Source organism: Paenibacillus albicereus (assembly GCF_012676905.1).
In the GTDB taxonomy this organism is placed as follows: domain Bacteria; phylum Bacillota; class Bacilli; order Paenibacillales; family Paenibacillaceae; genus Paenibacillus_O; species Paenibacillus_O albicereus.
Window position 1 is genome coordinate 4,408,470 of sequence record NZ_CP051428.1, and the last position, 13,146, is coordinate 4,421,615.

Here is a 13,146-nt window from a genome sequence, read left to right on the forward strand (position 1 = left end):
CCTTAGTGCTTGAAGTGGCGCACGCCGGTGAACACCATCGCGATGCCGTGCTCGTTGGCCGCCCGGATCGACTCCTCGTCCTTGATCGAGCCGCCCGGCTGGATGATCGCGGTGATGCCCGCCTTGGCCGCGAGCTCGACCGTATCGCCCATCGGGAAGAACGCGTCCGACGCGAGCGCCGCTCCCTTGGCCTGCTCACCTGCCTGCTCGATGGCGATGCGGGCCGCGCCGACCCGGTTCATCTGGCCGGCGCCGACGCCGACGGTCCGATCGTCCTTGGCCAGCAGGATCGCGTTCGACTTGACATGCTTGACGACCTTCCAGCCGAACAGCAGCTGCTTCATCTCCTCGGCGGTCGGCTGGCGCTCGGTGACGACCTTCAGATCGGCTTCGGAGATGCTGTGCACGTCGCTCTCCTGCACGACCATGCCGCCCTCGACGCTCGTCACGACCCAGTCGCTCTTGCGGCCCTCGGCCGAGGCGAGCTCCCCGGTGCGGAGCAGGCGGATGTTCTTCTTGCGGCTGAGGATGTCCAGCGCCTCCGGCGTGTAGTCGGGCGCGAGGATGATTTCCAGGAAAATCTCCGAAAGAAGCTGCGCCGTCTCCTCGCCGATCATGCGGTTCGCCGCGACGATGCCGCCGAAGATGGACGTCGGGTCGGCTGCGTACGCTTTCTGGTAGGCCTCGTGGATGTCGGCGCCGACGCCGACTCCGCACGGATTCATATGCTTGACGGCGACGACGGCCGGCTCGCTGAACTCCTTGACGATGGCGAGCGCCGCGTTGGCGTCATTGATGTTGTTGTAGCTGAGCTCCTTGCCGTGCAGCTGCTCGGCGGTCGTGACGTTGCCCTCCGAGGCCAGCGGCCGGCGATAGAAGGCGGCGCGCTGATGCGGGTTCTCCCCGTAGCGCAGGTCCTGCACTTTTTCGTACGTGACCGTGTAGCGCTCCGGCAGCGGGTCGCCGCCGAGCTTGGACAGGTAGTCGCCGATGAGCGCGTCGTACGCGCCGGTATGGCGGAACACCTTGGCCGCGAGACGCTTGCGCGTGTCCAGCGACGTGTCGCCGCCCTGCTTGATTTCGCCCAGCACGCCCTCGTAATCGGCGGCGTCGACGACGACGGTGACGAAGGCGTGGTTTTTGGCCGCGGAGCGCAGCATCGTCGGGCCGCCGATGTCGATGTTCTCGATGGCGTCCTCGTACGTCACGTCGGGCTTTGCGATCGTCGCCGCGAACGGGTACAGGTTGACGACGACGAGGTCGATGTAGTCGAGGCCGAGCTCGCGGATGGCGCGCTGATGCTCCTCGTTGTCGCGCACGGCGAGCAGTCCGCTGTGCACGGCCGGATGCAGCGTCTTGACGCGGCCGTCCATGATTTCCGGGAAGCCCGTCACCTCGGAGATGCCGATGACCGGGATGCCTTCCTTCTCCAGCAGGCTGTGCGTGCCCCCGGTGGAGATGATCTGTACGCCGGCTGCCGCCAGCTCCCTCGCGAACTCAACGATGCCGGTCTTGTCCGATACGCTGATAAGCGCCCTGCGAATAGCCACGTTGTCCCCTCCTGTATGAAAATGAATCGATGAATGCTTGCTGCAGCGCAGCTGCGAAGACCCTCGTGCTGGCCGCTGCGCGGTGATCCCGTGCTGGCCCGCTGCGCGGTGAATTCGTGCTGGCCGCTGCGTACCCGCTCCGCGGACGGAACCTTCTTCCGATACCGCTGAAGCCCAGATTCCTCTGAATCTCCCTATTCAAAAAGGGAGGAATCCGGCCTTCAAGGGTAACGCTCCCGCTTCTCCAGAAGGATTCCGTCCCCTCCGCTCCACCGCTTGCGAAGGAAAGACTTCACGCGCGGCTGTCAGGATAACCCGGCGCGCTCAAGGTAGTCCGGACTCCTTCTTGCGGCGCATCCGGGTCATCCCGGCGCGCTCAAGGTAGTCCGGACTCCTTCATACAGCGCTTCCGGGTCATCCCGGCGCGCTCAAGGAAGTCCGGACCCCTTCTTGCGGCGCATCCGGGGCATCCCGGCGCGCTCAAGTCAGTCCGGACCCCTTCATACAGCGCTTCCGGGTCATCCCGACGCGCTCAAGGTAGTCCGGACCCCTTCGCGCGGCGCATCCGGGTCATCCCGGCACGCTCAAGGTAGTCCGGACCCCTTCTTGCGGCGCATCCGGGTCATCCCGGCGCGCTCAAGTCAGTCCGGACCCCTTCATACGGCACTTCCGGGTCATCCCGGCGCGCTCAAGGTAGTCCGGACTCCTTCATGCGGCGCATCCGGGTCATCCCGGCGCGCTCAAGGCAGTCCGGACCCCTTCGCGGACTTCTTACTTGTCCGCCGGATCATCGTCCGGTCCGGCTCCTGCGCCGGAAGAGACGAGCACGCGGCGGCCGTCGAGCGAGATCCGTCCCTCGGCGAAGCCGCGCACCGCCCACGGGTAGAGCACGTTCTCGGCGGCATGGATGCGCTCGGCGAGCGAGGCCTCGCTCTCGCCCTCGTCGATCTCCAGCGCCCGCTGCGCGATGATCGGCCCGCTGTCGAGGCCGCCGTCGACGAAGTGGATCGTGACGCCAGTCACCTTGACGCCGTAGTTCAGCGCCTGCCGGATCGCATGCATGCCGGGGAAAGCCGGCAGCAGCGACGGATGGATGTTGATCATCCGCCCTGCAAAGGCGTCGACGAGCACCGGCGTCAGGATGCGCATGTAGCCCGCCAGCACGACGAGGCCGACGCCGCGGCGCTCCAGCTCGGCGAGGATCTCGCCTTCGTACGCTTCGCGCGAAGCGTACGCCGACGAGTCGAACACCCAGGTGTCGATTCCGCTGCGGCGCGCCCGCTCCACGACGGGCGCCTCCGCACGGTCGCAGACGAGAAGCTCGATGGAGCCTCCGAGCTTCCCGTCCGCCGCCGCGTCCGCCAGCGCCTGGAAATTGCTGCCCTGGCCGGAGGCGAAGATGGCGATGCGCAGCTGCCCCTCGGGACGGCCAACGTGAGCTGGCTGGCCGAGACGCTGCCCGCTGCGGACATGTCCATCCGCCTGCTCGCCGAACCGCTGGCCACCGCCGGGATGTCCGTCCGCCGGCTGGCCGAGCCGCTGCCCGCTGCGGAGATGTCCGTCCGCCTGCTCGTCTCGGCGCGGCCCGCCCGTCCGGCCTGCGCCCTCCAGATCGACGCTCAGCGGCTGCTCGGCCATCAGACGTCCGCCCCGGTGAAGGTGACGATGCGGCTGCCCTCCGTAACGGTGCCGATGCGGTACGCCGCCTCGCCTAGCTCCGCGAGCGCGGCAAGCGCCGCCTCCGCCTCGTCCGGCGGCACGACGACGACGAGGCCGATGCCCATGTTGAACGTCGTGAACATGTCGCGGTTCGTGATGGAGCCTTTGTCCTGGAGCAGCTTGAAGATCGGCTGGATCGGCCAGCTGCCGCAGTCCACCTCGACGTTCACGCCTTCCGGCAGCACGCGCGGGATGTTCTCGATGAAGCCGCCGCCGGTGATGTGGGCCATGCCCTTCACCCGCACCTTGGCGATCAGCTCCAGCGCCGGCTTGACGTAGATGCGCGTCGGCTCCAGCAGCACGTCGCCGAGGCGCTTGCCGCCGAGCTCCGCCAGCTCGTCCTGCAGGCCGTAGCCGGCCTGCTCCAGCAGCAGGCGCCGCACGAGCGAGTAGCCGTTGCTGTGGATGCCGCTCGACGCCAGGCCGATGACCGCGTCGCCGGGAGCGATCGTGCTGCCGTCGATCATCTTGGCGCGGTCGACGACGCCGACCGTGAAGCCGCCGATGTCGTATTCCTCCGGCGTGTACATGCCAGGCATCTCGGCCGTCTCGCCGCCGATCAGGGCGCAGCCCGCCTGCACGCAGCCTTCGGCGATGCCGGCCACGATCTGCTCGATCTTCTCCGGCTCGACCTTGCCCGTCGCCAGGTAGTCGAGGAAGAACAGCGGCTCCGCGCCCTGCACGATGATGTCGTTGACGCACATGGCGACGGCGTCGATGCCGATCGTGTCATGCTTGTCCATGGCAAAGGCGAGCATGAGCTTCGTGCCGACTCCGTCCGTGCCCGAAACAAGCACCGGCTCCTCGTACTTGTTCTTGTCCAGGCTGAACAGGCCGCCGAAGCCGCCCAGCCCGCCGAGCACCTCCGGACGGATCGTCCTCTTCACGTGCTTCTTCATGCGCTCGACCGCTTCGTTGCCCGCCGCGATGTCGACGCCGGCTTGCTTGTATGCCTCTGCCATTCTCCTGTCACTCCCTGCAAAATGGTAGGGACCGCCCGGCGCGGACGCCGCGCGCGGCCCTGCAATGCGATGGATGCTGCGGCCCGCCGGACATCGCTGTCAAGCGGCTGCTCCCGAACCTCGAACGCTCGATCCGTAGAGTGTGGTCTGGCTCCCCCGCTGCCGCCTCTAGCAGCTGCAGCTCTTGTCCGAGCTTTCGTCGACCGGGGTCGGGTAGTCGTTGTTGAAGCAGGCGAGGCACAGGCCGCCGCCCTTGCTGTCGCCCGGCACCGAGGCGGACTCGATGAGCCCCTCGGCGCTCAGGAAGTAGAGCGAGTCGGCGTTGATCGCCTCGCGGATCTCCTCGACCGTCTTGGACGAGGCGATCAGCTCGCGCCGGTCCGGCGTGTCGATGCCGTAGTAGCACGGATTGGCGAACGGCGGCGAGCTGATGCGCACATGCACCTCGGCCGCGCCGGCCTCGCGCAGCATGTTGACGATGCGCAGGCTCGTCGTGCCGCGCACGATGGAGTCGTCGATCATGACGACGCGCTTGCCCTGCACGATCTTGCGCACGGCCGACAGCTTCATCTTGACGCCCTTCTCGCGCAGCTCCTGCGACGGCTGGATGAACGTGCGGCCGGAATACTTGTTCTTGATGAGCCCCATCTCGTACGGGATGCCCGTCTGCTCGGCGTAGCCGATGGCCGCGCTGATGCTGGAGTCCGGCACGCCGACGACGATGTCGGCGTCCACGAACGCCTCGACCGCGAGGCGGCGGCCCATCTGCTTGCGCGCCGTATGGATGTTGACCTCGTTGATGTCGCTGTCCGGCCGGGCGAAGTAGATGTATTCCATCGCGCAGCTGGCGCGGCGCTCTTCCTGGTCGAACCGGTCCTCGTGCAGGCCGTCCGCGTCGAGGATGAGCAGCTCGCCCGGCTGCACGTCGCGCACGTACTCCGCGCCGATCGTCTCGAACGCGCAGGTCTCGGAGGCGAACACGTAGCCGTCGCCGAGCCGTCCCATGACGAGCGGACGCAGGCCGTTCGTGTCGGAAGCGACGAGCAGCCGCTCGTTGGTCATGATGAGGAAGGCGAAGCCGCCGACGATACGCCGCAGCGCGTCTCGGGCCGCGCTCACGAAGTCCTTGGGCGAGCGCGCGATCAGATGCGCGATGACCTCCGTGTCGCTCGTCGTCTGGAAGATCGAGCCCATGCCCTCCAGCTCGCGGCGGATCGAAGGCGCGTTGACGATGTTGCCGTTGGTCGCCACGGCGAGGTCGCCGTCGCGGTACTTGAACACGAGCGGCTGCGCGTTGCCGAGCTGGCTCGCGCCGGACGTCGAGTAGCGCACATGCCCGATCGCGCGGTCGCCCGGCAGCGAGGCGAGGATGTCGGTCGTGAACACTTCCTTGACGAGGCCCATGCCGCGATGGTAGGCGAAGCCTCCGGTCGCGCTGTCCACCGTGCAGACGCCCGAGCTTTCCTCGCCGCGATGCTGCAGCGCATGCAGGCCGTAGTACGACAGCGACGAGGCGTCCGGCGTGCCGAACACGCCGAACACGCCGCATTCCTCCTTGAGCTTGTCGAAAATATCGTCGCGGCCGATGCCCGCGTTGTAGTGGGCGTCCTCCCAGGCGCGCGACACCGCGCGCAGCTCCTCGGAGCCGGCGACGGCATAACGGCCGCCGTCGGCAAGCGCCGGCGGCGCCTCGCCGGCAGCCGCCGTGCCGTCCGCGCGGAGGACGGGGGCGCTGTCCGCGCCCTCGCCCCAGCGGGAGCCGGGCTGGACCGCCAGCCTTATTTCATCCGGCATGGGATCGCTTCCTTCCACACGCTCCGCAGCTCGGCGACCGCGGCCTTCACGCCCGGCTTGCCGTTCACGCGGATGTCCAGCTCCTCTCCGCCGACCGTGCCGATCTCCGCATGCGGGACGCCGCGCTCCGCCAGCAGCGCCAGCAGCTCGCCCTTGCGCTCCGGCGACGCGCTCAGCAGGATGCGCGACTGCGACTCGCTGAACAGCGCATGGTCCGGACGCAGGTCCGTCGCCACGTCTACTCTCGCGCCGAGGCCGCGGCCGAAGCTCGCCTCCGCCAGCGCCGTCGCCAGCCCGCCCTCGGACAGGTCATGCGCAGAAGCGACGAGGCCGGCGCGGATCGCCGCCTGGACCGCGTCCAGCAGCGTCTTTTCGACCGCCAGGTCCAGCGCCGGAGGACGTCCCTCCGCCTTGCCGCCGCGCACCTGTTGCAGCTCGCTGCCGCCGAACTCGGCGCGGGTCTCGCCGATCAGGATGACGGAGTCTCCCGCCCGCTTGAACTCCTGCGTCGTGATGAAGTCGATGTCGTCGATCAGGCCGACCATGCCGATGACCGGCGTCGGGTAGATCGCGCCTTTGGCGTTCTCGTTGTACAGGCTGACGTTGCCGCCGATGACCGGCGTCTCCAGCACGCGGCAAGCCTCGCTCATGCCGTCGGCCGATTTTTCGAGCTGCCAGAACACCTCCGGCTTCTCCGGACTGCCGAAGTTGAGGTTGTCCGTGATCGCCAGCGGCTGCGCGCCGGAGCAGACGATGTTGCGCGCCGCTTCGGCGACCGCGATCGCGCCGCCGACCTCGGGGTCGAGGTAGACGTAGCGGCCGTTGCAGTCGGTCGTCATCGCCAGCGCCTTGCGCGTGCCCGGCACGAGCACGACGGCCGCGTCCGAGCCGGGAGGCACCGCGGTGCCCGTACGCACCATGTAGTCGTACTGCCGGTATACCCACTCCTTGCTCGCGACCGTCGGGGAGCCCAGCACGTCCTTGAGCGCGCCCGTCAGGTCCGTGATCTCCTCGAAAGCCGCCGTGTCGATCGACGCGCTCGCCGCGTAGGAGGCCGGCTCCTGCGAAGGCTTGCTGTACACCGGGCACTCGTCCACGAGCGCCTTGACCGGCATGTCGGCGACCTGCTCGCCTTGGTGGAACAGCCGCAGGCGGCCGTCGTCGGTCACCTTGCCGACCTTGGCGCAGATGACGCCCCAGCGTTCGAAAATCTCGCGCGCCTGCGCCTCATGCTCCGGCGCGACGACGAACAGCATGCGCTCCTGCGACTCGGACAGCATCATCTCGTACGGCGTCATGCCTTCCTCGCGCTGCGGCACCTCGTCGAGGTACAGCTCGAGGCCGTTGCCGGCCTTGGACGCCATCTCGGCGCTGGAGCAGGTCAGGCCCGCCGCGCCCATGTCCTGGATGCCGAGCACGATGCCGGAGTCGATCAGCTCGAGCGTCGATTCCATGACGAGCTTTTCCATGAAGGGATCGCCGACCTGCACGGCCGTGCGCTTCTCCTCGGACTCCTCGGACAGCTCGACCGATGCGAACGTCGCGCCGTGGATGCCGTCGCGGCCGGTCGCCGGACCGACGTAGAACACGGGGTTGCCGACGCCCATGGCGACGCCGCGCTGGATCTTGTCGTGGTCGATCAGGCCGACGCACATCGCGTTGACGAGCGGGTTGCCCTCGTAGCTCTCGTCGAACATGACCTCGCCCGCGACCGTCGGGATGCCGATGCAGTTGCCGTAGCCGGCGATGCCGCCGACGACATGCTCGAACAGGTACTTGACGCGGTCGCTCTCCAGCCGGCCGAAGCGCAGGCTGTTGAGCAGCGCGACCGGACGCGCCCCCATCGAGAAGATGTCGCGGATGATGCCGCCGACGCCCGTCGCCGCGCCCTGGTAAGGCTCGACCGCGGACGGATGGTTGTGCGACTCGATCTTGAACACGACCGCCTGGTTATCGCCGATGTCGACGATGCCCGCGCCCTCGCCCGGTCCCATGAGCACTTTCGGGCCGGTGATCGGGAACTTCTTGAGGATCGGCTTGGAGTTCTTGTAGGAGCAGTGCTCCGACCACATGACGCTGAAGACGCCGATCTCGGTATAGTTGGGCTGCCGGCCCATGAAGCCGCAGATGAGCTCGTACTCGTGGTCCGTCACGCCGAACTGCTGGTAGATCTTCTGCTCGGCGATCTGCTCCGCCGTCGGTTCCAACGCCTTAGCTGTTGACTGCTGCGTCATGCTGTTCCCTCCATGCGTTCAAAATCGATGTGAACATCCGCTTGCCGTCCTCGGAGCCGAGCAGCTGGCTGACCGCCCGCTCGGGATGCGGCATCATGCCGACGACGTTGCCGCGCTCGCTGCAGATGCCGGCGATGTCGTGGACCGAGCCGTTCGGGTTGCCGCCATTCGCGTAGCGGAACACGATCTGGTTGTTCTGCTGCAGCCGCGCCAGCGTCTCGTCGTCGCAGTAGTAGTTGCCTTCGCCGTGGGCGATCGGAATCGAGATGACCTCGCCCTGGCGGTACTGGTTCGTGAACGGCGTCGAGGCGTTGACGACCTCGAGCGGCGACGGGTGGCAAAGGAACTTGAGGTCGCGGTTGCGCAGCAGCGCGCCCGGCAGCAGGCCGGCCTCGGTCAGGATCTGGAAGCCGTTGCAGATGCCCAGCACGTACTTGCCGGCCTCGGCCGCCTTGACGACCTCGGCCATGACCGGAGCGAAGCGGGCGATCGCGCCGCAGCGCAGATAGTCGCCGTAGGAGAAGCCGCCCGGCACGAGGATCGCGTCGTAGGCGGAGAGATCGGTGGCCGTATGCCAGACGTAGTCGACGGACTGCCCGATCGTCTCTTCGACCGCCTTGTAGCAGTCGATGTCGCAGTTCGATCCGGGGAAAACGATGACGGCGAACTTCATCCGATCAGCCCTCCAGCTCGAAGCGGTAGTCTTCCACGACCGTGTTGGCCAGCAGCTTCTCGCACATGGCGCGCACGCGCTCCTCGGCCTCGGCGCGGTCCGTCGTGTCCAGGGTCAGCTCCAGGTACTTGCCGATGCGGACCTTGTCCACTTCCGCGAAGCCCATGCTGTGCAGGGCTCCCTGCACGGCCGTTCCTTGCGGGTCGAGCACGTTTTGCTTGATCGTCACGTATACGGTTGCTTTCATCGTGGCAACTCCTCATGAGTGGATTGATTATCAAGGCGGTTGAATGTTCGTGGGGCTGACTGTTTGTCGGGTGAACGGCTGCGAGCAGGGACGAGCGGCTAGGCGGGCAGGGCTGAGCGGCTAGGCGGTCCAGGGACGAGCGGCTAGGCGGGCCAGGGACGAGCGGCTAGGCGGGCAGGGACGAGCGGCTAGGCGGGCAGGGACGAGTAGAGTACAACCGCCGCGAGGGACGAGGCGCCGGCCTTGGCCGCTCTCGGGCAGCGATAGCAGTCGCCCCGGGCCTTCGCCGCTCCGCGGACGGAACCTCTTTCCGATTCCGCTGAAGCCCAGATTCCTCTGATCTCCCGTTCCGAAATGGAAGGAATCCGGCCTTCAAGGGAACCGCTGCCGCTTCTACAAGAGGCTCCGTCCCCTCCGCTCCCTGCTCCAAGCCGACCAGCTCGATTTTTTCGACTTAAAGCCGTCTTGACCCACTCCCCGAAGCCCAGTAACTCGATTTTTTCGACTTAACGCCTGCCGGACCCACACCTCGAAGCCCAGTAACTCGATTTTTTCGACTTAACGCCTGCCGGTTGCACACCTCGAAGCCCAGTAACTCGATTTTTTCGACTTAATGCCTGCCGATTGCACACCTCGAAGCCCAGTAACTCGATTTTTTCGACTTAACGCCTGCCGGATGCACACCCCGAAGCCCAGTAACTCGATTATTTCGACTTAACGCCTGCCGGACCCACACCTTGAAGCCCAGTAACTCGATTTTCTCGACTTAATCCCTGCCGGATGCACTCCCCGAAGCCTAGTAACTCGATTTTTTCGACTTAATGCCTGCCGGATGCACTCCTCGTAGCCCCGTAACTCGATTTTTTCGACTTAATGCCTGCCGGATGCACACCCCAAAGCCCAGTAACTCGATTTTTTCGACTTAATCCCTGCCGGATGCACACCTCGAAGCCCAGTAACTCGATTTTTTCGACTTAACGCCTGCCGGATGCACTCCCCGAAGCCCAGTAACTCGATTTTTTCGACTTAACGCCTGCCGGATGCACACCCCGAAGCCCAGTAACTCGATTTTCTCGACTTAACACCTGCCGGTTGCACGTACTGTCGATCCCGAGCTGCTCGGTTTTTCCGCGCATTTCCCTGTCCGACCGCCTGTCGGTACCGAGCTGCTCGGTTTTTCCGCGCAACTCTCCTGTCCGACCGCCTGTCAATCCCGAGCTGCTCGGTTTTTCGACGCAACTCTCCTGTCCGACCGCCTGTCGGTACCGAGCTGCTCGGTTTTTCCGCGCAACTCTCCTGTCCGACCGCCAGTCGATCCCGAGCTGCTCGGTTTTTCCGTGCAACTCTCCTGCCCGACCGCCTGTCGGTGCCGTGCTGCTCGATTTTTCCGCGCAACGCACGGGCGTGCGGTCAGCTCAGCTCTTCGCCGACAATGGCGCGGTAGATGGCGCGATAGCGAGCGGTCGTCGCGGCGACGACCGGCTCCGGCAGCGGGGCGGGCTTGCTGTCCCGGTCCCAGTCGGAGCCGAGCAGATACGTGCGCACCGGCTCTTTGTCCATGCTGTCGATCTCGATGTCGAGCTCGTACTTGTCCTGCGCCCAGAAGCGCGAGCTGTCCGGCGTAAAGATCTCGTCGATCAGGATGATCTCGCCGTCGACGAGCCCGAACTCGAACTTGCAGTCGGCCAGCAGGATGCCTTGCTCCAGGCAGCGCGCATGCGCGAATTCGTACAGCCGGATGCTGCGGTCGCGCAGCTCGGCCGCGACGTCCGCGCCGACCAGCTCTTCCATGCGCGAGAACGGGATGTCCTCGTCATGGCCGACGTCGTTTTTGGCCGCCGGGGTGAAGATCGGCCGCGGGAAGCGCTCGTTCTTGCGCAGCCCCTCCGGCAGCGGGATGCCGTTGATCTGGCCGGTCGCCGCATATTGACGCCAGCCGCCGCCGGTGATGTAGCCGCGCACGACGCATTCGATGTCGATCCGCTCCGCCTTGCGCGTCACCATGATACGGCTGCGCAGCGCGTCCTTGTCCTGGACGAGGTCACCGAGCAGCTCCACGGCCGTGTGGACGACATGGTTGGGCTGAAGGGCCGCCGTCTGCTCGAACCAGTACGCGCTCAGCCGGTTGAGCACGTTGCCCTTGTCCGGCACGGGCGGATCGAGCACGTAGTCGAACGCGCTGATGCGGTCGGTGACGACGATCAGGTACTGCTCTCCGAGATCGTAGAGCTCGCGGACTTTTCCTTTATAGAGCAGCGGCGCCTCGATGAGGTCCGCGGCCGTCGATAGCGCCGTCGTTGCTGCGGCCATGATAGCTCCTCCTGCCATTGCGAGATAGATGAAGCAAAACGATTCGTCCACCGACCAGGCCTGCTGATGCTGACCTGAAAAGCAGCTTCGTCGCGAGCGAGCCTGCGAGCGCTCGAACGGATGATTCCTGCGAGCGAGCGGTGCTTGCCGCGATCGGATGGAGCCTCTCGGCCCGCTGAGAGCGGAGAGGACGGAATCCTCTTGGAGAAGCGCCTTGAATGCCGGATTCCTGCTCGGGGAAGGAAGATCCGAGGAACCTGGGCTTCAGCGGAATCGGAGAGAGGCTCCGTCCGCGCAGCGGCGCTGGCGGGCTGTGGCCCCCTCCTTGCAGCGACGCCCCCAGCTGCAAAAGCTTCCCTAGATCAGCTCCAGCCGGCGGAAGATCGTGTCGACATGCTTCAGATGCCAGCTCGGGTTGAACGCGTCGTCGATCTCCTGCTCGCTCAGCGCGGCCGTGATCTCCGGCGTCTGGGCGATGATGTCGCGGAACTGGCGTTGCTCCTCCCACGCCTGCATCGCGCGCGGCTGCACGGTGTCGTACGCCTGCTCGCGGCTGAAGCCCTTGTCGATCAGCATCGTCATGACGCGGCCGGAGAACGGCACGCCGAACGTGCGGCCCATGTTGCGCTTCATGTTGTCCGGGAACACCTGCAGGTTCTTGAGGATGTTGCCGAGGCGGTTCAGCATGTAGTTGAGCAGCATCGTCGCGTCCGGCAGGATGATGCGCTCCACGGAGGAATGGCTGATGTCGCGCTCATGCCAGAGCGGCACGTTCTCGTAGGCGCTGACCATATGGCCGCGGATGACGCGCGCCAGGCCGGAGATGTTCTCGCAGCCGATCGGGTTGCGCTTGTGCGGCATCGCCGACGAGCCCTTCTGGCCCTTGGCGAACGGCTCCTCGACCTCGCGGAACTCGCTCTTTTGCAGCGCGCGGATCTCGGTGGCGAACTTGTCCAGCGAGGTGGCGATCAGCGCCAGCGTCGCCATGTACTCGGCGTGGCGGTCGCGCTGCAGCGTCTGCGTGCTGATCGGCGCCGGCTTCGTGCCGAGCTTGCGGCAGACGAACTCCTCGACGAACGGATCGATGTTGGCATACGTGCCGACCGCGCCGGAAATCTTGCCGTACTGGACGCCGTCCGCGGCATGGCGGAAGCGCTCCAGGTTGCGCTTCATCTCCTCGTGCCAGAGCGCCAGCTTGAGGCCGAACGTCGTCGGCTCGGCATGCACGCCGTGCGTGCGGCCCATCATGACCGTATCCTTGTAGGCGACGGCCTGGCCGCGCAGGATTTCGATGAAGTTCGTCACGTCGCGCTCAAGAATCTCGTTGGCCTGGCGCAGCAGGTAGCCCATGGCCGTGTCGACGACATCGGTCGAGGTCAGGCCGTAGTGCACCCACTTGCGCTCCGGTCCGAGCGTCTCGGATACCGCGCGCGTGAAGGCGATGACGTCATGGCGCGTCTCCAGCTCGATCTCGCTGATCCGGTCGATGTCGAACCCGGCCTTCTCGCGCAGCGCGGCAACGTCCTCCTGGGGGATGACGCCGAGCTCGGCCCAAGCCTCGCACGCGCAGATCTCCACTTCCAGCCAAGCCTTGAACTTATTCTCTTCCGTCCAGATCGCCCGCATCTCGGGCCTGCTGTAACGCTCCAACATTGCA

The 13,146-nt window shown here is 66.0% G+C and carries 9 protein-coding genes; all 9 read right to left on the reverse strand.

From position 1 onward, the window contains the following. Positions 1-2: 2 nt before the first annotated feature. Positions 3-1,550: a bifunctional phosphoribosylaminoimidazolecarboxamide formyltransferase/IMP cyclohydrolase gene (purH, locus tag HGI30_RS19855; protein ID WP_168909102.1), complete on the reverse strand. Its 1,548-nt coding sequence runs from the start codon at positions 1,548-1,550 to the stop codon at positions 3-5. A gap of 771 nt (positions 1,551-2,321) precedes the next feature. Then, positions 2,322-2,963 (reverse strand): phosphoribosylglycinamide formyltransferase, encoded by a 642-nt coding sequence (gene purN / locus HGI30_RS19860; protein WP_235680464.1) that lies wholly within the window; start codon positions 2,961-2,963, stop codon positions 2,322-2,324. 224 nt (positions 2,964-3,187) lie between these two features. Then, positions 3,188-4,231 (reverse strand): phosphoribosylformylglycinamidine cyclo-ligase, encoded by a 1,044-nt coding sequence (purM, locus tag HGI30_RS19865; RefSeq protein ID WP_168909104.1) that lies wholly within the window; start codon positions 4,229-4,231, stop codon positions 3,188-3,190. A gap of 168 nt (positions 4,232-4,399) precedes the next feature. Then, positions 4,400-6,025 carry an amidophosphoribosyltransferase gene (gene purF, locus HGI30_RS19870; protein ID WP_235680209.1) on the reverse strand — a complete coding sequence of 542 codons (1,626 nt, stop codon included), beginning with the start codon at positions 6,023-6,025 and terminating at the stop codon, positions 4,400-4,402. Next, entirely contained in the window at positions 6,010-8,259 is a 2,250-nt protein-coding gene (gene purL / locus HGI30_RS19875; RefSeq protein ID WP_168909105.1) for a phosphoribosylformylglycinamidine synthase subunit PurL, read from the reverse strand. Before purL ends, purF begins: the two co-directional genes overlap by 16 nt. Next, a complete protein-coding gene (gene purQ / locus HGI30_RS19880; protein WP_168909106.1) occupies positions 8,237-8,932 on the reverse strand; it encodes a phosphoribosylformylglycinamidine synthase subunit PurQ in 696 nt (231 codons plus the stop codon). Before purQ ends, purL begins: the two co-directional genes overlap by 23 nt. A 4-nt stretch (positions 8,933-8,936) precedes the next feature. Continuing rightward, entirely contained in the window at positions 8,937-9,179 is a 243-nt protein-coding gene (gene purS / locus HGI30_RS19885) for a phosphoribosylformylglycinamidine synthase subunit PurS (RefSeq protein ID WP_028598681.1), read from the reverse strand. A gap of 1,410 nt (positions 9,180-10,589) precedes the next feature. Then, positions 10,590-11,489, reverse strand: a complete 900-nt coding sequence (locus HGI30_RS19890; protein WP_168909107.1) for a phosphoribosylaminoimidazolesuccinocarboxamide synthase — start codon at positions 11,487-11,489, stop codon at positions 10,590-10,592. 357 nt (positions 11,490-11,846) lie between these two features. Next, a complete protein-coding gene (purB, locus tag HGI30_RS19895) occupies positions 11,847-13,142 on the reverse strand; it encodes an adenylosuccinate lyase (protein ID WP_168909108.1) in 1,296 nt (431 codons plus the stop codon). Positions 13,143-13,146 lie beyond the last annotated feature (4 nt).

Excerpts from the sequence above, each read along its gene's own strand:
- purS (WP_028598681.1), bottom strand. The coding sequence starts at position 9,179 with ATGAAAGCAACCGTATACGTGACGATCAAGCAAAACGTGCTCGACCCG.
- purM (WP_168909104.1), bottom strand. The coding sequence starts at position 4,231 with ATGGCAGAGGCATACAAGCAAGCCGGCGTCGACATCGCGGCGGGCAAC.
- purQ (WP_168909106.1), bottom strand. The coding sequence starts at position 8,932 with ATGAAGTTCGCCGTCATCGTTTTCCCCGGATCGAACTGCGACATCGAC.
- purB (WP_168909108.1), bottom strand. The coding sequence starts at position 13,142 with ATGTTGGAGCGTTACAGCAGGCCCGAGATGCGGGCGATCTGGACGGAA.
- purF (WP_235680209.1), bottom strand. The coding sequence starts at position 6,025 with ATGCCGGATGAAATAAGGCTGGCGGTCCAGCCCGGCTCCCGCTGGGGC.
- purL (WP_168909105.1), bottom strand. The coding sequence starts at position 8,259 with ATGACGCAGCAGTCAACAGCTAAGGCGTTGGAACCGACGGCGGAGCAG.
- HGI30_RS19890 (WP_168909107.1), bottom strand. The coding sequence starts at position 11,489 with ATGGCCGCAGCAACGACGGCGCTATCGACGGCCGCGGACCTCATCGAG.